Source organism: Marinobacter lipolyticus (genome assembly GCF_018424605.1).
Taxonomy (GTDB): Bacteria; Pseudomonadota; Gammaproteobacteria; order Pseudomonadales; family Oleiphilaceae; genus Marinobacter; species Marinobacter lipolyticus_B.
Genome location: NZ_QTKT01000001.1, coordinates 225,183 through 251,243, shown reverse-complemented (window position 1 = coordinate 251,243; position 26,061 = coordinate 225,183). Strand labels below are relative to the sequence as shown.

General features: G+C 58.1%; 29 protein-coding genes and 1 tRNA gene. 23 read left to right on the top strand and 7 right to left on the bottom strand.

Annotation, left to right across the window (positions count from 1 at the left end):
• The first annotated feature begins 115 nt into the window (after positions 1-115).
• The 10 genes from DYI22_RS01120 to DYI22_RS01075 all read left to right on the top strand — a co-directional run bounded on the left by DYI22_RS01120 (position 116) and on the right by DYI22_RS01075 (position 8,594).
• Positions 116-1,072, top strand: coding sequence for an acyl-CoA desaturase (locus DYI22_RS01120; protein ID WP_213476190.1), 957 nt, complete (start codon positions 116-118; stop codon positions 1,070-1,072).
• A complete protein-coding gene (locus tag DYI22_RS01115; RefSeq protein ID WP_213476189.1) occupies positions 1,069-1,536 on the top strand; it encodes a nuclear transport factor 2 family protein in 468 nt (155 codons plus the stop codon). Before DYI22_RS01120 ends, DYI22_RS01115 begins: the two co-directional genes overlap by 4 nt.
• Positions 1,533-2,315, top strand: coding sequence for an SDR family NAD(P)-dependent oxidoreductase (locus tag DYI22_RS01110; protein WP_213476188.1), 783 nt, complete (start codon positions 1,533-1,535; stop codon positions 2,313-2,315). The genes DYI22_RS01115 and DYI22_RS01110 overlap by 4 nt, the downstream gene beginning before the upstream one ends.
• Positions 2,316-2,329: 14 nt before the next feature.
• Complete coding sequence (locus DYI22_RS01105) at positions 2,330-3,595, top strand: NAD(P)/FAD-dependent oxidoreductase (protein ID WP_213476187.1); 1,266 nt, start codon at positions 2,330-2,332, stop codon at positions 3,593-3,595.
• A 38-nt stretch (positions 3,596-3,633) separates the two neighbouring features.
• Positions 3,634-4,518, top strand: coding sequence for a DUF1365 domain-containing protein (locus tag DYI22_RS01100; protein ID WP_213476421.1), 885 nt, complete (start codon positions 3,634-3,636; stop codon positions 4,516-4,518).
• The gene (locus tag DYI22_RS01095; protein ID WP_213476186.1) at positions 4,506-5,777 is read left to right on the top strand and encodes an SAM-dependent methyltransferase; all 1,272 of its coding nucleotides are present in this window, start codon (positions 4,506-4,508) and stop codon (positions 5,775-5,777) included. Before DYI22_RS01100 ends, DYI22_RS01095 begins: the two co-directional genes overlap by 13 nt.
• Positions 5,774-6,295 carry a DUF2878 domain-containing protein gene (locus DYI22_RS01090; RefSeq protein ID WP_213476185.1) on the top strand — a complete coding sequence of 174 codons (522 nt, stop codon included), beginning with the start codon at positions 5,774-5,776 and terminating at the stop codon, positions 6,293-6,295. Before DYI22_RS01095 ends, DYI22_RS01090 begins: the two co-directional genes overlap by 4 nt.
• Positions 6,292-7,035, top strand: a complete 744-nt coding sequence (locus DYI22_RS01085) for a hypothetical protein (RefSeq protein WP_213476184.1) — start codon at positions 6,292-6,294, stop codon at positions 7,033-7,035. Before DYI22_RS01090 ends, DYI22_RS01085 begins: the two co-directional genes overlap by 4 nt.
• A 96-nt stretch (positions 7,036-7,131) precedes the next feature.
• Positions 7,132-7,944, top strand: coding sequence for an exodeoxyribonuclease III (gene xthA / locus DYI22_RS01080; RefSeq protein ID WP_213476183.1), 813 nt, complete (start codon positions 7,132-7,134; stop codon positions 7,942-7,944).
• 20 nt (positions 7,945-7,964) lie between these two features.
• Positions 7,965-8,594, top strand: coding sequence for a TetR/AcrR family transcriptional regulator (locus tag DYI22_RS01075; RefSeq protein WP_213476182.1), 630 nt, complete (start codon positions 7,965-7,967; stop codon positions 8,592-8,594).
• 15 nt (positions 8,595-8,609) lie between these two features.
• On the opposite strand, the gene DYI22_RS01070 is transcribed toward DYI22_RS01075, so the two are convergent.
• Positions 8,610-9,017: a phasin family protein gene (locus DYI22_RS01070; RefSeq protein WP_213476181.1), complete on the bottom strand. Its 408-nt coding sequence runs from the start codon at positions 9,015-9,017 to the stop codon at positions 8,610-8,612.
• Between the two features lie 368 nt (positions 9,018-9,385).
• Between DYI22_RS01070 and DYI22_RS01065 the strand changes: the two genes are divergently transcribed.
• The 4 genes from DYI22_RS01065 to hemH all read left to right on the top strand — a co-directional run bounded on the left by DYI22_RS01065 (position 9,386) and on the right by hemH (position 11,957).
• Positions 9,386-9,823 (top strand): YeeE/YedE family protein, encoded by a 438-nt coding sequence (locus DYI22_RS01065; protein ID WP_213476180.1) that lies wholly within the window; start codon positions 9,386-9,388, stop codon positions 9,821-9,823.
• A 4-nt stretch (positions 9,824-9,827) separates the two neighbouring features.
• Entirely contained in the window at positions 9,828-10,253 is a 426-nt protein-coding gene (locus DYI22_RS01060) for a YeeE/YedE family protein (protein WP_213476179.1), read from the top strand.
• 101 nt (positions 10,254-10,354) lie between these two features.
• Complete coding sequence (locus tag DYI22_RS01055; protein ID WP_213476178.1) at positions 10,355-10,786, top strand: TIGR01244 family sulfur transferase; 432 nt, start codon at positions 10,355-10,357, stop codon at positions 10,784-10,786.
• Between the two features lie 61 nt (positions 10,787-10,847).
• A complete protein-coding gene (hemH, locus tag DYI22_RS01050) occupies positions 10,848-11,957 on the top strand; it encodes a ferrochelatase (RefSeq protein ID WP_213476177.1) in 1,110 nt (369 codons plus the stop codon).
• A 126-nt stretch (positions 11,958-12,083) separates the two neighbouring features.
• Here hemH and DYI22_RS01045 read toward each other — a convergent pair.
• Positions 12,084-12,174: transfer RNA gene (locus tag DYI22_RS01045), tRNA-Ser, on the bottom strand.
• 228 nt (positions 12,175-12,402) lie between these two features.
• Here DYI22_RS01045 and DYI22_RS01040 point away from each other — a divergent pair.
• From DYI22_RS01040 to DYI22_RS01020, 5 genes are all read left to right on the top strand, one after another.
• Complete coding sequence (locus tag DYI22_RS01040; protein ID WP_213476176.1) at positions 12,403-13,101, top strand: Bax inhibitor-1/YccA family protein; 699 nt, start codon at positions 12,403-12,405, stop codon at positions 13,099-13,101.
• 98 nt (positions 13,102-13,199) lie between these two features.
• A complete protein-coding gene (gene tusD, locus DYI22_RS01035) occupies positions 13,200-13,613 on the top strand; it encodes a sulfurtransferase complex subunit TusD (protein ID WP_213476175.1) in 414 nt (137 codons plus the stop codon).
• 3 nt (positions 13,614-13,616) lie between these two features.
• Positions 13,617-13,967, top strand: coding sequence for a DsrE family protein (locus DYI22_RS01030; protein WP_213476174.1), 351 nt, complete (start codon positions 13,617-13,619; stop codon positions 13,965-13,967).
• 33 nt (positions 13,968-14,000) lie between these two features.
• The gene (gene tusB, locus DYI22_RS01025) at positions 14,001-14,282 is read left to right on the top strand and encodes a sulfurtransferase complex subunit TusB (protein ID WP_213476173.1); all 282 of its coding nucleotides are present in this window, start codon (positions 14,001-14,003) and stop codon (positions 14,280-14,282) included.
• 3 nt (positions 14,283-14,285) lie between these two features.
• Entirely contained in the window at positions 14,286-14,603 is a 318-nt protein-coding gene (locus DYI22_RS01020; RefSeq protein ID WP_213476172.1) for a TusE/DsrC/DsvC family sulfur relay protein, read from the top strand.
• Between the two features lie 24 nt (positions 14,604-14,627).
• Here the strand turns inward: DYI22_RS01020 and DYI22_RS01015 are convergent, their stop codons facing one another.
• The 3 genes from DYI22_RS01015 to nfuA all read right to left on the bottom strand — a co-directional run bounded on the left by DYI22_RS01015 (position 14,628) and on the right by nfuA (position 17,041).
• Positions 14,628-14,978 carry a hypothetical protein gene (locus tag DYI22_RS01015; protein WP_213476171.1) on the bottom strand — a complete coding sequence of 117 codons (351 nt, stop codon included), beginning with the start codon at positions 14,976-14,978 and terminating at the stop codon, positions 14,628-14,630.
• Positions 14,979-15,004: 26 nt separating this feature from the next.
• Positions 15,005-16,171 carry a DUF445 domain-containing protein gene (locus tag DYI22_RS01010; RefSeq protein ID WP_228300724.1) on the bottom strand — a complete coding sequence of 389 codons (1,167 nt, stop codon included), beginning with the start codon at positions 16,169-16,171 and terminating at the stop codon, positions 15,005-15,007.
• Positions 16,172-16,453: 282 nt separating this feature from the next.
• Positions 16,454-17,041: a Fe-S biogenesis protein NfuA gene (nfuA, locus tag DYI22_RS01005; protein ID WP_213476169.1), complete on the bottom strand. Its 588-nt coding sequence runs from the start codon at positions 17,039-17,041 to the stop codon at positions 16,454-16,456.
• Between the two features lie 221 nt (positions 17,042-17,262).
• Here nfuA and metH point away from each other — a divergent pair, with 221 nt between their 5' ends.
• The 4 genes from metH (at position 17,263) to DYI22_RS00985 (ending at position 23,720) form a co-directional block, all read left to right on the top strand.
• Complete coding sequence (metH, locus tag DYI22_RS01000; RefSeq protein WP_213476168.1) at positions 17,263-20,961, top strand: methionine synthase; 3,699 nt, start codon at positions 17,263-17,265, stop codon at positions 20,959-20,961.
• Positions 20,962-20,996: 35 nt separating this feature from the next.
• Positions 20,997-21,221, top strand: a complete 225-nt coding sequence (locus tag DYI22_RS00995) for a DUF2970 domain-containing protein (protein ID WP_213476167.1) — start codon at positions 20,997-20,999, stop codon at positions 21,219-21,221.
• 350 nt (positions 21,222-21,571) lie between these two features.
• Positions 21,572-23,224 carry a nitrite/sulfite reductase gene (locus DYI22_RS00990; protein WP_213476166.1) on the top strand — a complete coding sequence of 551 codons (1,653 nt, stop codon included), beginning with the start codon at positions 21,572-21,574 and terminating at the stop codon, positions 23,222-23,224.
• Positions 23,217-23,720 carry a DUF934 domain-containing protein gene (locus tag DYI22_RS00985; RefSeq protein ID WP_213476165.1) on the top strand — a complete coding sequence of 168 codons (504 nt, stop codon included), beginning with the start codon at positions 23,217-23,219 and terminating at the stop codon, positions 23,718-23,720. Before DYI22_RS00990 ends, DYI22_RS00985 begins: the two co-directional genes overlap by 8 nt.
• 95 nt (positions 23,721-23,815) lie before the next feature.
• On the opposite strand, the gene DYI22_RS00980 is transcribed toward DYI22_RS00985, so the two are convergent.
• The gene (locus DYI22_RS00980; protein ID WP_213476164.1) at positions 23,816-24,814 is read right to left on the bottom strand and encodes a YhdH/YhfP family quinone oxidoreductase; all 999 of its coding nucleotides are present in this window, start codon (positions 24,812-24,814) and stop codon (positions 23,816-23,818) included.
• 26 nt (positions 24,815-24,840) lie between these two features.
• The gene (gene sohB / locus DYI22_RS00975) at positions 24,841-25,905 is read right to left on the bottom strand and encodes a protease SohB (protein WP_213476163.1); all 1,065 of its coding nucleotides are present in this window, start codon (positions 25,903-25,905) and stop codon (positions 24,841-24,843) included.
• Between the last annotated feature and the right edge of the window lie 156 nt (positions 25,906-26,061).

The window sequence follows — 26,061 nt, the reverse complement described above, 5'->3', positions numbered from 1 at the left end:
GAACGTACATTCGATCGGCCGGTCAATCTAAACGGCCGTCACGAGAGTACAACGCAGTGACAGTTAATCCGAATGCGGATCTGGAAACTTTTTACACATTAAAGGCAGTCTGGGTATGACCCGAGCGCAATACTGGTTAACAAACATTCTGAGATGGTTCGACTCCTCCGCGGGTTCGGATCACATCGACTCCACTTCACGATCTTTCAACGTTATCAGGGTCATCCCCTTCATCGCCCTGCATCTGGCATGCCTGCTGGCGTTCTACACCGGGGTCAGTGGCTTTGCCATCGCTTTTGCAGTCGGCTTCTTCGTAGTGCGGATGTTTGCAATTACCGGGTTCTATCACCGCTACTTTGCCCATAAGACGTTCAAAACCAGCCGTGCGGCCCAGTTCGTATTTGCTGTCATGGGCGCCAGCGCAGCGCAGCGCGGGCCTCTCTGGTGGGCGGCGCACCACCGCCACCACCATCAGCATTCCGATCAGGAGCAGGATCTTCACTCCCCTCATCAGGGCGGGTTCTGGTGGGCGCACGCGGGCTGGTTCACCTGTGATGCCGGCTTCACCATGGATGAGCGCAGGGTCAGGGACTGGCTCAAGTTTCCGGAACTGAAATTCGTCAATCGCTTTGACTCACTGGTGCCTGCCGCCGCTGCGATTCTCATCTACGCTCTGGGCGAGGCACTTGCGGCCTGGGCGCCCGGGCTCGGGACCAACGGTCTGCAGTTGCTGGTGTGGGGCTTCTTCATCTCAACCGTTGTGCTCTTCCACGCCACGGTATCCATCAATTCCCTGTCCCACGTGTGGGGCAAACGCCGGTTCGATACCGCCGATGACAGCCGTAACAACTTCTGGCTGGCCCTGTTAACCCTCGGCGAGGGCTGGCACAACAACCACCACCGCTGGCCCCAGTCTGTACGCCAGGGCTTTCGCTGGTACGAGGTCGATGTCACCTGGTATGGGCTCTGGCTCATGTCCAAACTCGGCATTATCTGGGACCTCAACCCGATTCCGAAACACATTCAGGAAGAAACCCGAAAACTCGACGCTCAGGGGAGGAACCGTTCATGAGTACCGCCTCAGCCATAGAAGTAGGCACCCGCAATTCAGCCGTTCCGGCGACACTGGACCGGTTCCGGGAGCTGTTCAACGAGCTGGATGCCGGCAACCTTAACAAGCTTGCCTCCGTTTACAGTGAGAACGTCCGGTTTGAGGATCCGTTTTCCTCGGTCGACGGGCTCGACCAGCTCACCCACTACTTCGCCGGAGCCTACGGAAACGTGCTGTCGTGCCACTTCGAGTTTGGCGAACCTGTGGTAAACGGCGAAAACGTCGGCATCAGCTGGGTCATGCATCTACGCCACAAACGTATTCGCCGTGGTCGGGAAATTCTGGTCGACGGCATGAGCCGTCTGGTCATCCGGGATGGCAAGGTTACGCAGCACCGCGACTACTTTGATATCGGGCAACTGCTCTACGAAAACCTCCCGCTTCTCGGGCCGATTATTCGCTGGATAAGGAAGCAGGCGGGATGAGCAAAAGACTTCAACAGCCAGCCAATATCTGGATTACCGGCGCTGGATCCGGCATTGGCGAGGCGGTATCGCGCAAACTAATTGAGCAGGGCCACCGATTGATTGTCACTGGTCGTCGACAGGCGCCACTGGACGCGCTGGCCAAGCAGGCCCCTGAGCGGGTGATAACCGCAGCGGCAGACACCACGGACAGCAGTCAGCTTCAGGCCGTCGCCGGCGAGCTGGAAAGCCACGGCAACCTGAACATGGTGATCCTCAATGCCGGCACCTGCGAATACCTGGAAATAAAGGATTACCAGAGCGACATCATCGCCAACAACCTCAACACCAATGTCATCGGCACCGCCCGTTGCCTCGACATTGCATTGCCGGCCCTGCGCCGGTCCCGGGAACGGGGCGAGCCCGCGACGCTGGTCATTGTCAGTTCCTCGGCCTGGTGGTTTCCGTTTGCCAGGGCTGAGGGCTACGGTGCTTCCAAGGCGGCGCTCAGTTATTTCGCTCACGCACTGCGGGCGGACCTGGCTGCCGAGGGCATTGAGGTTGTGGTGGTGTCGCCGGGCTTTGTCAAAACGCCGCTTACCGATCGCAATGATTTTCCCATGCCCTTCCTGGTCAGCGCGGACGATGCAGCCGAGCGTATCGTGAACGGGTTGGCCAGGGGGCGGAATGATATTGCGTTCCCGAAACGTTTCACCTGGACGCTGCGCCTGTTGAGCGCGCTTCCACGACCGATGATTGACCGACTGTCCGCGGCCATGGCCCGGCAAGGCAACAACTGACAGGAATCTCCCTGATGAACGAACCACGTCAGCGCATTGCTGTCATTGGCGCCGGAGTTTCCGGCCTCACTGCTGCCTGGCTGCTTGCAGAACATCACGACGTAGAAGTTTTCGAGGCCGCCGACTACGCCGGCGGCCACACCAACACCGAAAGTGTCGACGCCGGTGGGCGCCAGTGGCCGGTCAACACGGGCTTTATCGTGTTCAATGACTGGACCTACCCCAATTTCATGAAACTGATGGACCGATTGGGCGTGCCCTCGGAAGTCAGCGACATGAGCTTCAGTGTGGATTGCAATGCCAGTGGCTTGCAGTACAACGGCACCAGCCTGAACACACTGTTCGCCCAACGCAGCAACCTGTTTAATCTGCCGTTTCTCAAGATGATTCGCGAGATCCTGCGGTTCAACCGGGAAACCCGCGAGGATCTGGCCTCCGGCGCCATCGACAACCAGGAAACGCTGGGCGGATACCTGAACCGTAAGGGGTATTCCCGCTATTTCCGCAACTACTACATCGTGCCCATGGGCGCGGCCATCTGGTCGGCTCCCGAGATCGTGCTCGAGCGCTTTCCGATCCGCTTTTTCCTCCAGTTCTTTAATAACCACGGCATGCTCTCGGTCGACGATCGACCTACCTGGCGCGTCATTTCCGGGGGGTCTGCACAGTACGTTCACAAAATGATGGACCGCCTGGGCAACACCACACGATTGAACAGCCCGGTGACGTCAGTGGTCCGCCATCCGGACAAGGTCGTGCTGACGGTACGAGGAGAAGAACACACCTTTGACCAGGTCATTTTCGCGTGTCACAGCGACCAGGCACTGGCCATGCTTGCGGATCCGACGGACAACGAACGATCGGTCCTTGGCGCCATTGCCTATCAGCGCAACGACGTGGTTCTGCACACCGACAGTTCGGTGTTGCCATCCAACCGACGGGCATGGGCGGCGTGGAACTACTTCATACCCCGGCACAGCACCGAACCGGTCTCGGTCACCTACAACATGAACATTCTGCAGAACTTCGACGATGCGCCGGAGACCTTCTGTGTGACGCTGAATCGCAGCCAGGATATCGACGAGAGCCGGGTTATCAAACGATTCGATTACGCCCACCCGGTGTTCACCCTGGAAGCGGTGGCCGCGCAGAATCGCTACGACGATATCGGCAATCGCAACCGCAGCCATTTCTGCGGCGCGTACTGGTTCAATGGTTTCCACGAAGACGGCGTACGCAGTGCGCTGCGGGTGACCAAAGCATTTGGCGTGGAGCTCTGACCATGTCCGGCAGCGCCACAGTCGGCGCGGACCGTCCGCTGGCCAGCCAGTGGCTGGAGGGACAAATCCGCCACCGGCGAAAGTCCCCGGTGGGCCACCAGTTCAGCTACCGCACCGGCATGCTGGCGCTGGAACTGGGCGAATGGGACCGGGTAACCCTTATCAGCCCGTGGTTCTCCAGTGAGCGCTTCAACTGGCTGTCCCTGCATCGCAAGGACTATTTCCGGCCGACCTCTCCGGATCTGCTTAAAGCGGTCTGCGACCAGGCTGAACAGGCTACTGGCTGGCGACCGGACGGGCCGGTGGAACTGATCACCCATCCCCGTTACCTCGGATATGTGTTCAACCCGGTGAGTTTCTATTTCTGCTACCGCAAGGGAGATCAGCCCGATACCGGAGCGGTGCCCAAAGTTATCCTCGCCCAGATCACCAACACACCCTGGCACGAGCGTCATCTCTACTGCCTCGAAACCGTGGGCAGCGAGCAGAACCCATCAGGCTGGCGCACCGAGCATTTCGGCTTCCAGAAGCGCTTTCACGTCTCGCCTTTCAACGGCATGGCCCAGCATTACCAGTGGACCTTCAGCTTCCGCGGGCCGGAATTGCGTATTCACATGAACGTGCTGGAAAACGAGCGAAAGCAATTTGATGCCACGCTGGTAGTCCAACGCCGTCCCCTGGATCGTAAACAACTGCATCGGACGTTGCGCCGTTTTCCCGTTGAAGCCTTCAAGGTTGCGGCCGGTATTTACTGGCATGCGCTGAAGCTCAAATTGAAAGGCGCGCCGTTTTACACGCATCCGGACAAACTGCCTGATAGCGATCCGTCCTTCCGGGTCGGAACCGGGGACAGCGGAACGGATGTGACAGAGAACAACACGATTGATCGCACAAGTGGAAGGGTAAGCTCATGGAGAACCTGAATACCTCGTTACAGACCGCCAACGGCGATGCCAGCATGCCGGTGACCAGCCGGGTGGCCAGACGCCTGGTCTGTCAGCAGCTGGCGTTGCTGAAAGATGGCATTCTGACCATCCGCGAACCCGGCCACGACGACATGGTGTTCGGCGATGGCAGTAATAACTATCCCCCGGCGGAACTGCACATACACCATCACAGCACCTGGCGTGACCTGCTGACCGGAGGCAGCGTTGGCGCGGCGGAATCCTGGGTTTCCGGCGATTGGGACACGCCCAATCTGGTCTCGCTCCTGCGGTTTTTCACTCGCAACGTCAACCGGATGAATGAATTCGAGGATCGTTTCAGCTGGGTTACCAAACCGGCCCTGAAAGGCCTGCACTGGCTGAACCGCAACACCAAAGCCGGCTCCCGCAAGAACATCAGCGCGCACTATGACCTCGGCAACGACCTCTTTGAGACGTTCCTTGATCCGACCATGATGTATTCCTCTGCCATCTATCCGAGCGCCGAAAGCACCCTGGAAGAAGCGGCGGTGCACAAGCTCGACACCATCTGCCAGAAGCTGGACCTTCGTCCCGGGGATCGGGTGATCGAAATCGGTACCGGCTGGGGCGGGTTCGCCATCCATGCGGCAAAGCATTACGGTTGCCATGTAACCACCACGACCATTTCCGAAGAGCAACTGGCCCTGGCACGGGAGCGCGTGGCGGACGCCGGCCTCGAAGACAGAGTTACCTTGTTGTTCGACGACTACCGCGACCTTCAGGGGCAGTTCGATAAGTTGGTATCAATCGAGATGATCGAGGCGGTGGGGCCGCAGTTTCTGGACAGCTATTTCCGTCAGATCAGCACCCTGCTCAAACCGGATGGTCTTGCTCTTGTGCAGGCCATCAACATGCCCGAACAACGGTACCAGCGTGCCCTGCGCAACGTAGACTTCATCCAGCGCTTCATCTTTCCGGGCAGCTTCATTCCCTCGTTCGGTGCCATTCTGGACTCGGTGCGCCAGGAGAGTGATCTGGTACTCACCCATGCTGAAGACATCGGCTTCCATTACGCCAGAACGTTGCACGACTGGTGCGACCGTTTCATGGCCAACCGCGATACCCTGGAACCGCTGGGTTACGATAAAGCGTTCCGGCGCCTGTGGCACTTCTACTTCGCCTATTGCGAGGCAGGCTTCAGTGAGCGGGCCATTGGCGTATCCCAACTGGTATTTGCCAAACCCGGCAATAAACGCGACAACATTCTGAGCCTATGATCCAGTCCGAAACCCTTCGCAACGTCATCAATTTCGTGCTGTTCCAGGCGGGATGGTTGATCTGCATTCTTTATCCGGGCGTGATGGCTGCTGGCGTGGTGGCTGTGTTTCTGGTCATCCATTTCGCGCTGATCAGCCAGAACCGCTGGGTGGAAGCGCAGTTCGTGGGCCTGGGCACGGTGGTGGGCGGTGTTCTGGACGGCATCTGGTTTTACACCGGGGTTCTGGACGATGGCACCGGCCAGGTGGTACTCACACCCATCTGGCTGATTGCCATATGGGCCATCTTCATGACCACCCTCTCCCATTCCTTGCAGTGGGTGAGCCGGAAACGCTGGCTGCCCTGGGTGCTGGCCCCGATGGCAGGCCCGTTTGCCTATTGGTCCGCCAGCCAGCTTGGCGCGGTGGAGCTGCCGGTGCTGGCAACATCGCTGGTGGCCCTTGCCATTGGCTGGATGGTGGTCTTCCCGTTGCTACTGTATGTGCGTAATGCCTTGTATACGGAGCTTGCCTCATGAATCGATACCAGATTGCCTGCGTCGTTTTTGCTGCGTCACTGCCCCCGGCAGCGTTTGCCAGCGAATCCCAGTTCACCTTTACCGGCCAGGCCTCCGAGAATGGCACACCGGTCTACGAGGAATACCATGCGGTCAGCGGCGACTGCCGCGAAGGTCGCTGGCGCCCGCTTACCCACACCGTAGAGTACCGCAAGCCCGGCGAAACCAGCCCCTTTGCCACCAAAACCCTGGATTACCAGTATTCGCCGTTAAGACCGAACATGGATTTTCAGCAGCCGGATTTTGAGGAAGTCATTGAGATTACCCGCGCGGACGAGGACGCATTGTCCATCCTTTGGCAAACCCCGTCCGGCGACACCGAACAGTTCCGCACCGACTTTGACGACGCAGTGGTGATTGACGCCGGTTTCGACAACCTTGTCCGACGTCATTGGGACAACGTGACCGCTGACAAATCCGTGGACTTCCGTTTCCTCGCGCCTACCCGGGGCAAACACTATGCGTTCATCATGGAGCCGGTCACCACCGACCTGACCGATGCTGCGCACACCGTGACCATCCGCCCCTCCGGCATGGTGCTGCGCTTTCTGGTTGACCCGATTACCCTGGGCTATGATGAGTCCGGCGCCCTGACGGATTACATCGGGCTGAGCAATATCCGCAAGAACGACGATGGCAACTACACCGCTCACATACGTTATGAAGTGAATGAACGCCCGGATTGTGAACTGACTCCCTGAGCGCGTCCCTCCGGTCAGGGTGCACCCTGTAACGTCTGTGGTAGACTCCTGCGCTGAGCGCCAAATCCAGAGTCAGCGAAGTGAGATCAATCGCCCATGATGTTCGTGTCCTTTAACGTCAACAGCATCCGTACCCGCCTCCACCAGCTCGAAGCCGTGATCAACAGTCTTGATCCGGACGTGATCGGGCTGCAGGAAACCAAGGTGACCGACACCGACTTTCCGGTTGAGGCCATCCGCGAGCTGGGCTATCACGTGCACTTCCACGGCCAGAAAACCCACTACGGCGTTGCATTGCTCTCCCGCGAGGAACCCGAGGCCGTAACCAAAGGCTACCCATGGGACGGCGAGGATTCCCAGCGCCGCCTGATCACCGGGCAATTCACACGCAATGGGCGGAAACTGACCGTGATCAACGGTTATTTCCCTCAGGGCGAGAGCCGCGATCATCCGGTGAAATTCCCTGCCAAGGAAAAGTTCTACACCGACCTGATGCGCTACCTGGATGAGCTCAAGGCCCAGGGTGATGATGTTATTGTGATGGGCGATATGAACATCTCCCCTACCGACAAGGACATCGGCATCGGCGCTGACAACGCCAAACGCTGGCTGCGGACCGGAAAGTGCAGCTTCCTGCCGGAAGAGCGTGAATGGCTGGGCCAGGTGGAAAGCCGCGGTTTTACCGACGTGTTTCGTCATCTCCACCCGGACGAGGCGAATACCTTCAGCTGGTTCGACTACCGCAGCAAAGGATTCGAAAGGGACCCGCGACGGGGTCTGCGAATCGACCTGATCATGGCCAGCGACGACCTGTTGTCGCGGGCGCGGGAAGCCGGTGTGTCTTACGACATTCGTGCCATGGAGCGGCCCTCGGACCATTGTCCGGTATGGGCAAGCTTCGATCTGTAACCCGGGCTCCAGGCCGCGACATGAAAAAAATCAAGACACGCGACCGTATTCTCGAGACCAGCCTACTGCTGTTTAATGCCGTTGGAGAACCCAACGTAACCACCCTGCTGATCTCCGACGAACTGGAGATCAGCCCCGGCAACCTGTACTACCATTTCAAAAGCAAAGGCGACATCGTCGAAGAGATCTTCGAACACTACGAAGAGGAGATGCTGGACCTTCTGGCGGTGCCGGACGACGTGGAGATCAGCCTCGACCAGCAGAGCTTTTTCCTGCACCTGTTGTTCGAGACGGTCGCGCGCTACCGCTTCCTCTACCAGGATCTGGTGAACGTGCTGTCACGGTATGAGAAGCTGCAGAGCCGGTTCCGGCGCATTCTGAAAAAGAAAACGGAGGCCTTCCGTACGATCTGTGGCAGCCTGCAGCGCCAGGGAATGATGAGCATCACCGCCAGCCAGCTCTCTGCCCTGTGCGAACAGCTGACCCTGACCGCCTGTTACTGGAGCAGTTTTGACAGCCTTTCACACCTGGACAACCGGGATTCGGGCGATCCCGGGCGTGGTGTCTACCAGATGATGCATTTGCTGCTTCCCTACCTCGGGCAGGACGAGCAGGAACAGGTGTGCCTGATGAGTCAGGACTACCTGTAAAGCGATAGGCGGGGTTTACTCCTCGGAATCGTCACCGCGCAGACGACCCAGTTCCGACTCCAGCGCTGCAATGCGGCGCTCAAGCGCTTCGATTTCTTCCCGCCGGTGAATGCCAAGCCGGCGTAATGCACCGGACACCCGTTGATCGAACATATGTTCAAGCCGGTCCCAGGTACCGGTCGCCCGCTCCCGTACATCACCAACCCGATCCTCAACGGTCTTGATCTGTTTTTCCACTACACCACGGGTCTTGTTCTCGAGCTGCTCACCTTCCTGAACCAGCCGCTCGAAAAACCGCCCGGCATCCTCTTCCGCTTTGGTGTACGCACCCAGACCAGCCAGCCAGATCTGGCGGGCCGAATCCTTGATCTTGCCGGCAAGCAGAGGATCGTTCTGCGGCTTGTTTTCGTTATCTTCGGACATGCAACCACCTCGGGGCGTTAAAACAGCAATTAGCGCCCATTGTATTACAGGAGAGCGCGAATTTCAGTGCATTGTATGGCGCTGTAGCCCGCACAGTGAAAGGCGGCAGTATAAGCACCCTATCGATATGAAAAAATGTTTTGAAAGTAAACCGCCTGCCGCTTGAAGTGTACAAAATATGGTCAATACTTCCCTATACCGGCGTCCCTGCTGATGCCGGTTTGTCTGGAAGTCTTTCATGGATACTACTCGCACGCCTCTGCCCGGCCACCAGTGCCGGGCTTTTTTTTGACGGCTTTCGGCCTTATTATTACCTCTACTTCTATCGTTATTCTAATAATGGTTTCAGCGCACCCGCAGAGGTTCAAATGGTCGACATCGCCTGGAATGAATTCACCCCATGGGCATCCCTGGCCGGCGGCATCCTGATTGGCCTGGCCGCCGGCAGTTTTATTCTGTTGAACGGCCGTATTGCAGGCATCAGCGGCATACTCGGGGGTCTACTGGCACCCACGCCCGGCGACACAGGCTGGCGCGTCAGCTTTATCGCCGGCCTGGTGGGCGCCCCCCTTCTCTGGTTGCTGGCAGCGGACGTGCCAGTCATCGAAGTAGAGGCCGGCTATCCGGCGCTGATCATCGCCGGTCTTCTAGTCGGCATTGGAACCCGGTATGGCTCCGGCTGCACCAGCGGTCACGGTGTCTGCGGCCTTTCACGCCTGTCGCCCCGGTCTCTGGCGGCCACCGTGACCTTTATGGCCGCCGGCTTTGCCACCGTATTTCTGATTCGCCACGTTATTGGAGTGTGACACCATGAAATACTCCCTCGCCGCCTTCGCCTCGGGGCTGATTTTTGGTCTGGGGCTGATCCTTTCCGGCATGGCCAATCCGGAAAAGGTACTCGGTTTCCTCGATCTGGCCGGCCTATGGGACCCGTCCCTCGCGTTCGTAATGGGCGGGGCCATTCTGGTTGGCCTCGTTGCTTTTGGGCTGGCACGTAAGCGTACCCTGTCGTTCCTCGGCTTCGACATGAAGCTACCCACCAGCTCCCGCATCGATAAACGCCTGATGGGCGGCAGCCTGCTGTTTGGTGTTGGTTGGGGCATTGCCGGCTTCTGTCCGGGCCCCGGGTTGGTCGCACTGGGTGCCGGGGAGCAAAAAGCAGCGGTCTTCGTGGCCGCCATGCTGGCGGGCATGGCGATTTACGAATGGATTGAGCGCAGGCGGCCTTCCACCTGAGACAATTGGAGTACAATTGGCTTCGTCCAACTGAAAGATTCAGTGCGCTGTGTCATCATTACGTTGACACCGCTAATGACCGGAAAAGGCCTGTTTGCTCTATGGAACTGAGAAAAATTGACGATCAGATTACCGTGGCTCCCCAGATCAGTGTCGAAGACGTGGCGGAAATCGCGAGGCTTGGCTTCCGTACGCTGGTTGCCAATCGTCCGGATCAGGAAGAGCCTGGTCAGCCTGCCATGAGCGAGATTGAACAAGCCGCCAAGGCTCAGGGGCTGGAGTGGATCTACCTTCCCGTGGCATCCGGACACATCACCGATGACGACGTCGACCGCTTTGCGCCGATGATCCAGCAGGCCGAGAAGCCCGTACTGGCTTTCTGTCGCTCTGGAACCCGCTGCACCGTGCTGTGGGCACTGAGTGCCGCCCGCACCACACCGGCTACCGATATCGTCAGCAAGGCCCGCAACGCCGGTTACGACATCAGTGGCCTGGCCCCCAGGCTTGCCCAGCAGGCAGGCAAACAGGGCTAGAACCGGTCGAGCTACCGGGCAGATTGTCGTTATCACCGATTGCCAGTCAGGACGCCTATCCATGCAGTACAAAGGTACCGAGAATTTCCGACATGTCCAGCCCGAGAAACTGGGGGTGCTGGTCACTAACCTGGGCACCCCGGATGCCCCCACTCCCTCTGCCCTGAGGCGATACCTTGCCGAGTTTCTGGCGGACCCGAGGGTGGTAGAGGTGCCCAGGCTGCTCTGGTGGCTTATTCTCCACGGCGTCATCCTGCGTATTCGCCCGAGAAAGTCGGCCAAGGCCTATGCCAGCGTCTGGCAGCCCGAAGGATCGCCGCTGCTGATTCACACGGCGAACCAGGCCGAAGGCATTCGCAAGGAGCTGCAGAAAAAATACGGCAATAATGTGGTGGTGGGCTTTGCCATGCGCTACGGCAATCCGTCGATTCATACGGTGCTGGATGAAATGCATAGCCAGGGGGCCCGCAAGTTACTGGTGCTCCCGCTGTACCCCCAGTACTCAGCCTCAACGTCGGCGTCGACGTTTGATGCCATCGCCAGCGACTTTACCCGGCGGCGCTGGCTACCGGATTTTCGGTTTGTATCCCACTACCCGGATTATCCGCCGTACATCGAAGCGATGGCTGCGCACATTCGGGCCCACTGGGAACAGCATGGCCGTAACCAGAAGCTGATCCTGTCCTACCACGGCGTGCCTTTGAAATACATCACCAAGGGTGACCCGTACCACTGCGAGTGCCACAAGACGTCACGCCTGCTCGCCGAGTGTCTCGGCCTGGCAAATTCCGAATACCAGACCACGTTCCAGTCCCGGTTCGGCCGTGAGGAATGGCTGAAACCCTATACGGACGAAACGCTGAAAGCGTTGCCTGGCGAAGGTGTGAAGTCCATTGACGTATTCTGCCCGGGGTTTTCGTCAGATTGTCTTGAAACCATTGAAGAAATCGACGAAGAAAACCGGGAATATTTCATGGAAGCCGGGGGCGAGGGCTTCAGCTATATCCCGGCCCTGAACGCCTCACCCGGACACATCAACGCCCTGGTGCAGCTGATAGAGGACAACCTTCAGGGCTGGCACGTCCCCTCCAATGCGCCTGAAGCACTGGCCCGCAGAGACACGCTGGCGAAACAGCAAAAAGAACGGATCTATCCCGGGCGCGACCTGTAATCACGCAGGTCCGGCAAGGCTTCGCGAAACACGCATTCACCACAGCTGGACAATTACGAATGCCACATCGTTTGGCGGAAGATCAGGAAAGATTTACAGGAGAATCAGGAAAGGTGTCGAGAAAAGTGGCGGTGGGCCAGGGATTCGAACCCCGGGAAGGCTATTAACCTTCGGCGGTTTTCAAGACCGCTGCATTCAGCCACTCTGCCAGCCCACCGTTTTTCTCACTTGCCGTCATTGCGACAGCGGTGAGCATGATACCGGAATTGCCTGTGCTGTCAACGCCCTGCATAAATTCGACCGGAACTTTGAACATTAACGGATATTAATGGAATCCGCCGGGCGCTTTTCTGTCGTAAATGATTGAAAGTTGCGGTAGTGACATTATAGTGGTGGTAGCATCTGAAAATCAGAGAACACCCGAGCTTGACCTACGGAGATGACAATGGAAGACAGACGATTCGGCGTTCAGAACAACCAGGGAGCCTACAACACTCCCCAGGCAGAGCGCGCGACCACCGGCATCAGTGCGGATACCATGAATGTGTTGCGCAACACTTACATGCTGCTAGGCATGACCCTGGCGTTTTCGGCACTGACTGCCTTCCTGAACATGAACGGCACTCACCCGGGATTCCTGATTACCATCGTTGGTTACATCGGCCTGCTGTTCGCAACCTATAAGCTGAAGAACAGCCCCTGGGGCATCGTAACCACGTTCGCACTGACCGGCTTCATGGGGTACACCCTGGGCCCGATCATCGGTGCAATCGTGGCTGCAGGCGCCTCACAGATCGTCGCACAGGCGCTCACGCTCACTGCTGTCGCCTTCGTTGGCCTGTCAGCCACCGCGATCATCACCAAGAAAGATTTCAGCTTCATGTCCAGCTTCCTGACCGCTGGCGCCTTCGTGCTGATCGGTGCCATGGTGCTGGCGTTCATCATGGAAAGCTCGGTACTGCACCTGGCCGTTTCCGCGGGCTTCACCATCTTTGCGTCCATCATGATCCTGTTTGAAACCAGCCGGATCATCAATGGCGGTGAGCGCAATTACATCATCGCCACCGTCGGCCTGTATGTGTCTATCTACAACCTGTTTGTCAGCCTGCTGCACCTGCTGATGGCATTCAGCGGCGAAGACTGATCAAAGTTAGTTGTCGCCACACCTGAAAGCCCCGGCACTTGCCGGGGCTTTTGCTTTAGGTACACTTGACGGAACGTTTGCAGGATTCCCGATACCTCATGTCATCAGAGCCCCATCACTTCACGCTGGTCATTACCGGAGCCCCCTACTCCACGCAGGCGCCACAAACTGCCCTGGGTTTTGCCCGGGCGGCTGTTGCTCAGGGGCATACCATTGATCGGGTGTTCCTGTACGGGGAAGGCGTTCATCTTGCCTCTGTACTGGCCTGCCCGCCATCGGATGAAACCAACTGGCCTGCCGCCTGGTGCGAATTCCTCGAGGCGCACGCCATTCCAGGTATTGCCTGTGTCGCGTCCGCCCTAAGGCGCGGCCTGGTTGACCAGGCTGAACAGGATCGCTATGAGCTCCCGGCACATAATCTGGCGCGCCCTTTCACCATCGCCGGACTGGGCGAGTGGGTTGAAAGCACGATCCAGTCGTCGCGGATAATCTATTTCCACGGCGGGGACTGACCTATGCACACGCTGATTGTCATCGACTGCCCTCCATACGGCAGCTGGAGTGGCCGCGAAAGCCTCGATATGGCCTTTTCGCTGGCCGCCTTTGATCAGCCCGTGTCCCTGCTCTTCATCGGCGAGGGGGTGCTGTGGCTGAAGCAGGGCCAGCAGGCAGATGCTGTGGCGCAGAAATCGGTGGAGCGCAACCTGAAAGCGGCGGCGATCTTCGGAATTGACGCCCTGCTGGTGGACAACGCCGCCTGCCGGCGATTCGGGCTGAATGAGGGCGCACTGATCGATGGCACGCTGCCTGTAGACGACCTGCGCGCCACCATGGACCGATTTGATCACGTGGTTCTGCCCGGCTGATACCGGCAGCGCCTTCACAGGAAACCCCAGCTCATGCACACATTGCACATTGTCAGCAAAGCCCCCGGGCACCGACGGTTTCGTGAGTGCCTTGGCATGGTCGGCGACCAGGACGCCATCCTTCTGACCGGTAACGGTGTCATCGCCATCGCGGATACCCACATCCAACTGCCTGATCAGGTTTACGCCCTCACAGACGACCTGCAGGCACGAGCACTGGCCGATAAGGACCAAGTACCCCACAACTGTACCGCCATCGATTTCGAGACCATGGTGGAACTGAGCATTCAGGCACAACGCGTCGTCAGTTGGTGAGTCATGACAACCCCGATACGCAATAACGAAGGTTTCCTGGAAGATGCGTCCACATGGAGTGAGGACGTTGCCCGCGAGATCGCTGCCGACGACGGCATTGAGCTAGGACGAAATCACTGGGAAATCATAGAGTTTCTGAGGATTTTTTACAAAGAACATGAGATTTCACCACCCTCGAACCGGCTGTTCGTCAAGGCGGTAAAAGAGGCGTTAGGCGAGGAGAAAGGCAACAGTATTTACCTGATGCAGCTGTTTCCCGGCACGCCCGCCAAAACCGCATGCCGAATTGCGGGCCTGCCCCGCCCCACCAACTGCCTGTAAGGAGTTCGCGAGCGCGCCAGCCGGTCAGTAGTCGTCGGGGCGCGCCCCGCGAGGATCACCGGCTTTTCGCTCGAGATCCGCAGCGCTGCCCAGAAACGTACTCAAACCGTTTTCGAACAGGCCGGACCCGAACTTCAGGAACTGCCGGGTCGATTCTTTCACGGTGTTTTCAGGAAGCTCCCGCAGGGATTCGGAAACGCCCTGCCGTACCCCTCGGGTTACCCGGGGCTCAATTTCCCGGGATGCGGCTATGAGCTCCTCGACCTTTCTGTCCAGGTGCGGCCGCACCACCCACCGCCAGAATCCTGCAAGCACCAGGAGCACGGTAGCGGCGACGACAATCGCCTGTAACAGCAGCGTTAATGCGAATTCCATCAGCGACTCCTTGGGGACCACATTGCCTAAAGGGGCAGCGCGGTCAGGGAAAAGAATTGAAGCAAACCGGCCAGGGCGCCAAACAGCCCGCCAACAACCATCAACTGAAGCTCTTCCTCGCGGAACGCCGGCCGCAGAATGTCCTGGAATTCCGAGGGCTGAAGCGCCTTCATCTGGCCCGCGAGCACATCGGCCACGACTGGAGCCCGCTCACGATTGAAGGACGGATCGCCAAAAACATCCCGCGTTGCCAGCACCGCTTTCTGGTTCATCGCCTTCTTGAGCTCTGTGTAGCCTGTCATGCCAACCGTGACCTGGGCTGTGAGCTTCATCAGCACAGAATTATCCAGCAACGGCCGCAGGTGCTTCTGAATAATGGCGCGGGTGCGGTCACCATGATCACCGTTGATCATGGCGTCTGCCACCTTTTCCACCGTGATCAGCTCCTCGGCCACCAGCCGCGCCCAGACGTCACTGATTTCCGGCTGGCGACGCAGGAACAGGCCCTGCACCTTCCAGAACAGAATCCTGCGCGGCTGCAGCGGGCTGAAGATCAGATTAATGGCGATCCAGTTGGTCAGAAAACCAACCGCGAAGCCGCCGACCGGCAGCAACCAGGGCTCAGGGTAGGCCGACCATAGCGGTACCAGGACCGCACCCAGCAAGCCACCAATGATTGCCCCCCGGTTGATCACGGATTGCAGCTCCACCGACCCGGCCTGCTTGAATATCCGGTTCATCAGATCGGGATGATGCTGTAACTCGCGACTGAGCAGGGCTTTGAGATCCACCAGTTCGTTGAGGTCATCCCCGAAATCCTCGACCAGGGATTCAATACGCGACGGCAGCTGCTCGCGGGCCCACTGGTATATCCGGTTGCGCACAAACAGCGGCAGGTTGTCCCACAGCACGGGCTGTATTTCGTACATCACCTCGTCAATGTACTCGTCCAGCCTGGGATTCACCTGGGCGACCACCTGCTCGACAATGCGCTGAGGCTCAAGCTGCTGATAAACCGCGTTCAGGTCGCCGAATTGCTGCAGGGTGCGATCAATACAGATGTGGGCCATTTTTTCGGCCTTTCTGGGAATCACGCCTTGCCAGCCGACGAAGCCCAACCCGACAAACTGGACCGGATAGAATGACATCTGGATGGCAAGCCAGTTGGTGAACCAGCCAACCACGGCCGCCATCAGAGGCACAGACAAGAGTGCAGCGTCGAACAATTGGGACCCCAGTTATAAATGTTGCAGGCGATTTTGCCAGCGAAAACGTCTCGATCAGCCAGACCCGAATAGTATAGGTCTGCGGTTTATGATTATGTGACGAATGATGAAGTAATTGAAATATAGGGGCATTGGCCGTGCCGCCAGGGGAAAACGGGAATTGCGGCAGGAGAATAGACGGCGGGAGAAACAAGCCGGCCCGGACGATGGGCCGGGCCGGTCAGGGTGACTGCTCCGCCAGAGCAGTCCTTATTGGTAATAGGCGTTTTCAGTAACCGAATGGTCGGTGACGTCTCTGACCGCCGTGATCTCCGGAATCCGCTCCTTGAGCGTTGTTTCCACCCCTTGCTTGAGGGTAAGACTGACGGCACTGCAGCCCTGACATCCGCCGCCGAAACGAAGCACGGCGACGGATTCGTCGACAATCTCCACCAGCGATACATCACCGCCGTGGGCAGCCAGATTGGGATTGATCTCCGAAGCCAGGATGTAATTGACCCGGTCAGGCAGCGGCGCGTCGTCGTCGATTTTCGGGACTTTGGCGTTCGGTGCCTTGATGGTCAGCTGACCGCCCATCTGGTCCTTGGAGTAATCCACAAACGCCTCTTCCAGAAACGGCACGGAGTTGTGGTCCAGGAACAGGGTAAACTTGCCCAGATCAATCTGCTCGTCCGTTGGAACAATCTCGTTGGGCGGGCAATAGGCCAGACAGGTCTCGGCATTCTTGGTGCCCGGCTGCGTCACGAAAATGCGCACACCCATGCCGTCAACATCCTGCTTTTCGATAAGTTGTGCCAGATAATCCCGTGCGGGATCAGTCACAGTAACCAGTGCCATGTTTGCAACCCGTTTGAAAGTTTGACTTCATTTTAAGGGAGTTCGCCCGAACATGAAAGACCAAGTAAAATAGTCAGGCTTTACGCCGTTGATGACTTTCACGTATTGACACAGGTTATTGACAATCGGCACCGGCACCGGGACGCAATCCAGCAAGTTTGCTATGATCCCGCGCCGTTAAGTAAAAAATGATGTTAACCACGACTTCCGGAAGTATTTCTATGACCGATCGCAACACTCGCCTGGAACAGCTTCACAAGGCCTTGCAGGAACGCATTGTAATCCTTGATGGCGGCATGGGCACCATGATCCAGAATCTCAAGCTGGATGAGAGTGCGTTCCGTGGCGATCGGTTTGCGGATTACGATCGGGAAGTCCAGGGCAATAACGACCTGCTGAACCTGACCCAGCCTGCCCTGCTCCGCAATATTCACGCGGACTATCTGGACGCCGGTGCCGACATCATTGAAACCAATACCTTCAACTCCACCCGGCTGTCTCAGGCGGACTACGGGCTGGAAGTGATCGCCAAAGAACTGAACGTGGCCTCGGCGAAGCTTGCCCGCGAGATCGCCGACGAGTTTACCGCGAGAAACCCGGATAAGCCCCGCTTTGTCGCGGGCGCGGTGGGCCCTACCTCGCGCACGGCGTCGATCTCGCCGGATGTGAACAATCCCGGTTATCGCAATGTCGATTTCCAGACGCTGGTGGATAACTATTATGAAGCCGTGGAAGGCCTGGTCGAGGGCGGCTCCGACCTGATTCTGATCGAGACCATTTTCGACACCCTCAACGCCAAGGCGGCGATTTACGCCACCCAGCAGTATTTCGAAGACAGCGGCATCACCCTGCCGATCATGATTTCCGGCACCATCACCGATGCCTCCGGGCGCACACTGTCGGGGCAGACCACGGAAGCCTTCTGGAACGCCATTGCCCATGCCAAGCCGATTTCCGTGGGCCTGAACTGCGCACTCGGTGCGGACGCCCTGCGCCCCTATGTGGAAGAACTGTCGGCCAAGGCAGAGACCTATGTCAGCGCCCACCCCAACGCCGGCCTGCCCAATGAATTTGGCGAGTACGACCAGACGCCGGAAGAAATGGCCGAGATTATCGAAGGCTTCGCGAAGGATGGCTTTCTCAACATTATCGGCGGGTGTTGCGGCTCACGTCCTGACCATATTGAAGCCATCGCCAATGCGGTAGCGAAGTACCCGCCGCGCAAGTTTCCGGAGCGCCCCAAGGCCCTTCGCCTGGCGGGCCTCGAGCCATTCACCGGGGATGAGAACACCCTGTTCATTAACGTGGGTGAACGCACCAACGTCACGGGCTCCAAGCGATTTTTACGACTGATCAAGGAAGAGCAGTACGAAGAGGCCCTCAGCGTCGCCCGTGACCAGGTGGAAAACGGCGCCCAGATCATCGACATCAATATGGATGAAGGCATGCTGGATTCGAAGGAGGTCATGGTGACCTTCCTGAACCTGGTAGCCTCGGAGCCGGACATCTCCCGCGTTCCCCTGATGCTCGACTCCTCGAAGTGGGAGGTGATTGAGGCCGGGTTGCGCTGTGTCCAGGGTAAGGCGGTGGTGAACTCGATCAGCCTCAAGGAAGGCGAAGAGGAGTTCATCAAGCGCGCCCGCGACTGCATGCGCTATGGCGCGGCCGTGGTGGTTATGGCCTTTGACGAACAGGGCCAGGCCGACACCTATGAGCGCAAGACCGAAATCTGCAAGCGCTCCTACGACGTGCTGACCGGCATCGGGTTCAACCCCGCCGATATCATTTTCGACCCCAACATCTTCGCCATCGCCACCGGGATCGAAGAGCACAACAACTACGCCGTGGATTTCATCAACGCCACCCGCTGGATCCGCGAGAACCTGCCTCACGCCAGCATTTCCGGCGGTGTCAGTAACGTGTCGTTCTCATTTCGCGGCAACGACGTGGTGCGGGAGGCGATCCACTCGGTGTTCCTGTATCACGCCATCAAGGCCGGTATGAACATGGGCATCGTCAATCCCGGCCAGCTGGTGATTTACGATGAAATCGATCCGGAACTCAAGGAACTGGTGGAAGACGTCGTACTCAACCGTCGTGACGATGGCACCGACCGCCTGCTCGAGATCGCCGAACGCTTCAAGGGCAAGGGCGGCAAAACCCAGGAAGAAGACCTGGCCTGGCGTGAGTGGCCGGTGCAGAAGCGCTTGGAGCATGCCCTGGTCAAGGGCATTACCAGCTACATCATTGACGACACCGAAGCCTGCCGGCTTGAGGCCAGCCACCCGATTGAGGTGATTGAGGGGCCGTTGATGGACGGCATGAACGTGGTTGGCGACCTGTTCGGGGACGGCAAGATGTTCCTGCCCCAGGTGGTCAAAAGCGCGCGGGTGATGAAGCAGGCCGTTGCCCACCTGATTCCGTTCATCGAAGCGGAAAAGACCGAAGAGCAAAAGGCCAAGGGCAAGATCCTGATGGCCACGGTAAAGGGCGATGTCCATGACATTGGCAAGAACATCGTGGGCGTAGTGCTGCAGTGCAACAATTACGAAGTCATCGACATGGGCGTTATGGTGCCCTGCGACAAGATCCTGGAAACCGCCAAAAAGGAAAACGTCGACATCATCGGCCTCAGCGGGCTGATTACGCCGTCGCTGGATGAGATGGTTCACGTTGCCCGTGAAATGCAGCGCCTGGACTTCAATATTCCACTGATGATCGGCGGTGCGACCACGTCCAAGGCCCACACGGCGGTCAAGATCGAGCCCCAGTTCAAGAACGACATCGCCCTGTACGTTTCCGACGCCTCGCGTTGTGTCAACGTCGCCTCCCAGCTGCTGAGCAAAACCGCCAAGCCGGCGTTGGTGGAAGCGGCCCGGGTTGAATATGATGAGATTCGCGAACGCCGCAAGAATCGGGGCGACCGCACCAAACTGGTTTCGCTGAAAGAAGCCCGGGCGCGGGCGCCGGAACCGGATTTCCACGACTACCAGCCACCCCGGCCTTCATTCACCGGCATTCGGGTGTTTGAAGACTACGATCTTAACGAGCTCGTCGATTATATCGACTGGACCCCGTTCTTTATTTCCTGGGACATCGCCGGCAAGTACCCGGCCATATTTGATGACCCCAAGCGCGGCGATGCGGCCCGCACCCTGTTCGACGATGCCCAGAAAATCCTGCGGCGGATGATTGACGAAAAACGCGTTTCCGCCCGTGGCGTGATCGGTTTCTGGCCCGCCCATCGCCGCGGTGATGACGTGGTCATCTATCGCGATGAATCCTGCAGCGAAGAGCTGACGACCCTGCATCACCTGCGCCAGCAGGATGAGAAAGCGCCCGGAAAACCGATGATGACATTGTCGGACTTCGTGGCTCCGGAGGGCTCTGCCCACTGCGACTACGTTGGCGGGTTTGCCGTCACCACGGGCGTTGGCGCGGAGGAGCTGTCGCTTGAGTATAAGGACCAGAACGACGACTACAACGCGATCATGGTCAAGGCGCTGGCGGATCGTCTGGCGGAAGCCTTTGCCGAACGCATGCACGAGCGGGTGCGAAAGGAGTTCTGGGGTTATGCAACCGATGAGAACATGGCGAACGAAGACCTGATCCGCGAACGTTATCGCGGTATTCGCCCTGCCCCCGGCTATCCTGCTTGCCCTGATCACACCGAAAAGGCCACACTGTTCAGTCTGCTGCAAGCGACAGAGAGCACCGGCATAGAGCTGACTGAAAGCTTCGCGATGTTCCCCACCGCGGCAGTATCCGGCTGGTATTTTGCTCACCCGGAGGCGAAGTATTTTGCGGTCGGGAAGATTGGCGTAGACCAGGTTGAGGACTATGCTGAGCGCAAGGGTATTTCGAAGGCAGAAGCGGAGCGCTGGCTGGCGCCAAGTCTTGCCTACGATCCGGCGGAGTGATCTAAGCCGCCGGACAAACTGAAGCGGGGAATGAAATGGCAACCGAGAACCGGCAGGATCAGAAACCCAAGAGCCCGGGCGTGCTTAAGATCATGCAAAGTATTCTCGCCGGCGCCTTCGGCGTGCAGTCCGACAAGCGCCGGCAGGAGGATTTTTCGAGCCACAGCCCGCTTCCCTATATCGTCGCGGGCCTGCTGTTCACCGCGGGCTTCGTAATCACCCTGGTGATTGTTGTGAACGTGGTGCTGTCAGGGCAGTGACTACTGCCCGCTAACCCAGACCACGGCAAACACCACCACCAATGCCACCAGCAGAACCGATGCGATGGCGTCAACACTGCTGTCAGAGTGTGTGGTCTTCTTCATTACAGCTTCCTCCTGTCCGGTTTTTATTATTCAGACCTCGGCGGCTTACCCAAGCCGGGAACGTCTGCCCTCTATAGTTAAGCACGAAATTGTCCGGCGTCCAGTCTGATTGTCATTTCTTTATCGCCCTAATCGATAAACATATTTGGAAATAATCATTTTAAGAATATATGCACGGTGATATTCTGGCCGCCTCAAAAAGGCCTCCGTGCCTGTTACCACGCGTTATTGCAGGACGTTTTACTATGTACGTATACGACGAACACGATCGGCAGATAGCGGCCGAACGGGTTGCCCAGTTCCGAGACCAGACCGAGCGCGCCCTTGCCGGTGAACTGAGCGAGGACGAGTTTCTTCCGCTCCGCCTCCAGAATGGCCTTTACGTTCAGCGTCTTGCTCCCATGCTGAGGATCTGTGTTCCCTACGGCATGCTGCGGTCTGACCAGCTGCGTCGTCTGGCGCGCATCACGCGGGACTACGACAAAGGCTACGCTCACTTTACAACGCGACAGAACGTGCAATTGAACTGGCCGGCGTTGGAAGACGTTCCGGATATTCTGGCCGAGCTGGCGGAAGTGGAAATGCACGCCAACCAGACCAGCGGCAACTGCATCCGCAATACCACCACGGATCAGTTCTCCGGCGTGCAGGTCGATGAAGTGGTCGACCCGCGTCCATATTGTGAAATCATTCGCCAGTGGTCCACCTTTCACCCTGAGTTCGCGTTCCTGCCCCGTAAATTCAAGGTCGCGGTCAACGCCTCGGAGAAAACGGACCGGGCGGCCATTCAGGTTCACGATATCGGCCTGCAAATGGTCCGCAATGATCAGGGCGAACTGGGCTTTCGGGTGCACGTGGGCGGCGGCCTCGGCCGTACGCCGATGGTCGGCCCGGTCATTCGCGATTTCCTCCCTGAGTTTGATCTGCTCACCTACCTGGAAGCCGTGCTGCGGGTATACAACCGCTACGGACGCCGTGACAACAAGTTCAAGGCGAGGATCAAGATCCTGGTCAAGGCACTGACGCCGGAAGGGTTTGCCGAAAAGGTGGAAGCGGAGTGGTCGCACATCAAAGACTCCCCCACCCGCCTGACCCGCGATGCCATCGAGCGTATTCAGGGCTACTTTACCGAGCCTGCGTATGAAGCACTGGATAACGCCTCCGAACTGCTGGCCACCCAGCGCTTCGAGAACCGGCGCTTCGACCAGTGGCTGAGCCACAACATCGACAGCCACAAGAAGCCTGGCTATGCGATTGTCACGCTCACCATGAAGGAAACCGGCACACCGCCGGGTGATGTGTCTGACACCCAGCTCGAACAGATTGCCGAGCTGGCCGATGCCTACAGCTTTGGCGAGGTTCGGGTAACCCACCAGCAGAACGTGGTGCTGGCAGACGTGCGCCAGGATCAGCTGTTTGAACTGTGGCAGCGTATTGAGCCGATGGGCTTTGCTACCGCCAACCTGAACACGCTGACCGACGTTATCTGCTGCCCCGGTGGTGATTACTGCGCGCTGGCCAATGCCAAGTCCATTCCGGTCGCTGAATCCATCCAGCGCCGCTTCGATGACATGGATTTCCTCTACGATCTGGGCGAAATCGACCTCAACATTTCCGGCTGCATGAACGCCTGCGGTCATCACCACGTCGGCAACATCGGCGTTCTGGGGGTCGACAAGAAGGGCGAGGAGTTCTATCAGGTGAGCCTGGGCGGTTCGTCACACCACGATGCCACCATCGGCAAGATCCTGGGCCCCTCCTTCGCACAGGATGACATGCCGGAGGTGATTGCCAAGATCATCGACGTGTACGTCAACAACCGGAAAGAGGAAGAGCCTTTCCTCGAAACCTATCGTCGAATTGGAATTGAGCCTTTCAAGGAGCGGGTCTATGCCTGACATTATTAGCAAAGACGGGGCGATCACCTCTGACGCCTGGGTAGTGGTTCCCCGCCCTGCGGATGGTGAGTCTCTCGACATTCCGGATCAGCCCGCCCTGATTCCCGCGGATTTGTGGCTGGCCGGCAAAGAACACTTTGAGGGCCGTGACGACATTGGCGTCTGGTTTGACAGCCACGACGAACCGGAACTTCTGGAAGGCCTAGTGAATGAGCTGAAGCTGATTGCGGTAAACTTTCCTAAATTCAGCGATGGGCGCGGTTACAGCATTGGCCGCCTGTTGCGGGAGCGCTTCGGATACCAGAACGAGTTGCGTGCCATTGGCGATGTGCTGCTGGATCAACTGCAGTTCATGAAACGCTGTGGGTTTGACAGCTATGCCTTGCGGGAAGACAAGGATGCTTCCAAAGCTGCCCGCTCTCTGACGTTTTTCAGCCAGGGCTATCAGGCCGCTACCGACACCGACGTGCCGCTGTTTCGTCGTCGGGCTTCCTGAGCGAGGCTTCTACGCAGTCGATAAAAAAGGGGAACCGGTTCGGTTCCCCTTTTTTTTCTGGCTGACTTCTGCCCTGCTACGACTGAACAGGTCTGCTAGAGCGCGTGGTCCAGAACAATCTTGCCCGATGACTCTCCCTTAAGGAACGCTTTAAGGGCACCGTCCAGTTGGCCCCGCCCGATGTCACGGGCAGTGCCTTCGGTTTTCGGGCAGGCCCATTCCCCGGCAAATTTTTCCCAGACCGCCGCTTTTTCCGCCAGCGGAATTTCCACGGAGTCGACACCGAGCAGGTTGACTCCGCGAAGGATGAACGGCAACACCGTCGTTTCCAGCTGCGGACCGGCGACCAGGCCACAGCAGGATACCGAGCCGCCCGGACGGATCTGCTTCAGCAGCTCAGCCAGCGGCTGCCCGCCCACCGTATCCACCGCGTTGGCGAAAACCGGCTTGAGCATTGGCTTTTTACCGGCAGCCAGCGCATCGCGGCCAACCACGTCGGAAGCGCCGAGGACTTTTAGATCATCGGCGTGATCCTGTTTACCACTGATGGCGACCACCTCAAAGCCAAGTTTCGCCAGCAGCTCTACCGCCACACTCCCTACGGCGCCGCTGGCGCCAGACACCGCCACCGGGCCCTGATCCGGGCTCGCACCCATTCTGAGGAGCTTCTGCACACACAGACCGGCCGTCAGGCCGGCGGTACCATAGATCATCGCCGTGCGGGCATCCCAACCCTTGGGCATGGCGACGCACCAGGATGCCGGTACACGGATGAACTGACCAAAACCACCCGCAGTGTTCATGCCCAGGTCGTAACCGGTGACGATCACGAGGCTGCCCACGGCGGGCTCTCCAGTCTGGGACTCCACAACTTCGCCCACCGCATCAATACCCGGTGTATGGGGAAACTCCCGGGTTACGCCTTTGTTCCCGGACGCAGACAGTGCATCCTTGTAGTTCAGGGACGAATAATGAACCCTGATCAGCACTTCATTTGGCGGGAGATCTGCAGTGGTCAACGTCTGCTCGCTACCCTGATAGTCCCCGTTGTGTTCTTCAACTCGCCAGGCTTTGAATTCCGTTGCAGTTGTCATGGTTGGGTTCCATATTTACCTGTCAGCTACTGGATTTTCTGGTTCCTGAACGCGCTCAACACCCGCCATACGGTATGTTCGAGAGCCGCGCTGGTTGCCAGACCTAGTTTTTCCGGCAGTGTTCGCTTGCGCTGGAATGCTACCGAGATTACGTCGGCATTGTCGCAGGCTTCAATGAGATATTCGTCGGAGGTCTGGATCTGGTCGATCAACTTGACCTCCAGGGCACGGCGGCCAAACCAGATGTCGCCATTGGCGACCGCTGCGATATCGAGGCCCGGGCGACGCTCGCTGACGTACTCCTTGAACAGCACGTGGGTGTCTTCAAGGTCCTCCAGGAACTTCTGACGACCTTTTTCGGTGTTCTCTCCGAAAACCGTCAGCGTTCGCTTGTGTTCGCCCGCAGTCAGCACCTCAAAATCCACATTGTTCTTTTTCAGCAACCGATGAAAGTTCGGCAGCTGGGCCACAACGCCAATAGACCCCAGAACGGCGAAGGGCGATGCCACGATCCTGTCCGCCACGCAGGCCATCATGTAACCACCGCTGGCCGCTACTTTATCGACACAGGCGGTCAGATGGATGCCCTTGCTGCGTATGCGGTCGAGCTGCGCGGCGGCGAGGCCATAGGAATGCACCAGCCCTCCGCCGCTTTCCAGGCGAATCACCACTTCATCCTGATCAGGCCGCGCGAGACTCAGAACGGCGGTGATAGCACGGCGCAAGGGATCGGTGTCACTCGCCTTGATATCCCCGTCAAAATCGAGAACAAAAACCCGTTTTTTAGCTTCTTCTGGCGTGTCCGCTGCCTTGTGCTTCGTTTTTTCAGCTTTGGTGCGGGCTTTGTCTTCTTTCTTGCGCTGTTTGGCCCAGACCTTACGTTCGTGCTCGGAAAGCAGGCGTGCCTGCAACGACTCCCGCAGCTTGCGGTACTTGTCATTCAGTTTTCGTGCCCGAAGTTCACCATCACTATGATCTTCGCCCTTTTCCTTCTGAGCAGCCGACAGCATGACCGAGATAACGACGATCAAGGCGATAACCAGTGTCACGGCTTTCGCGACGAACAAACCGAACTCTGTCAGAAATTCCAAAATGCTTCTCCAGGCAGATTTTTGAGACGGTGATTGTAACTTACCGGATTGGTCGTAGTAAGCGAACCGGATTTTTAAACAAGCGTTCGATAGAGGTTGACACTGTCGATATGTCACCCTAAAGTCGGATTGCTAGGTCGGCTCTCCTTCGGTCCG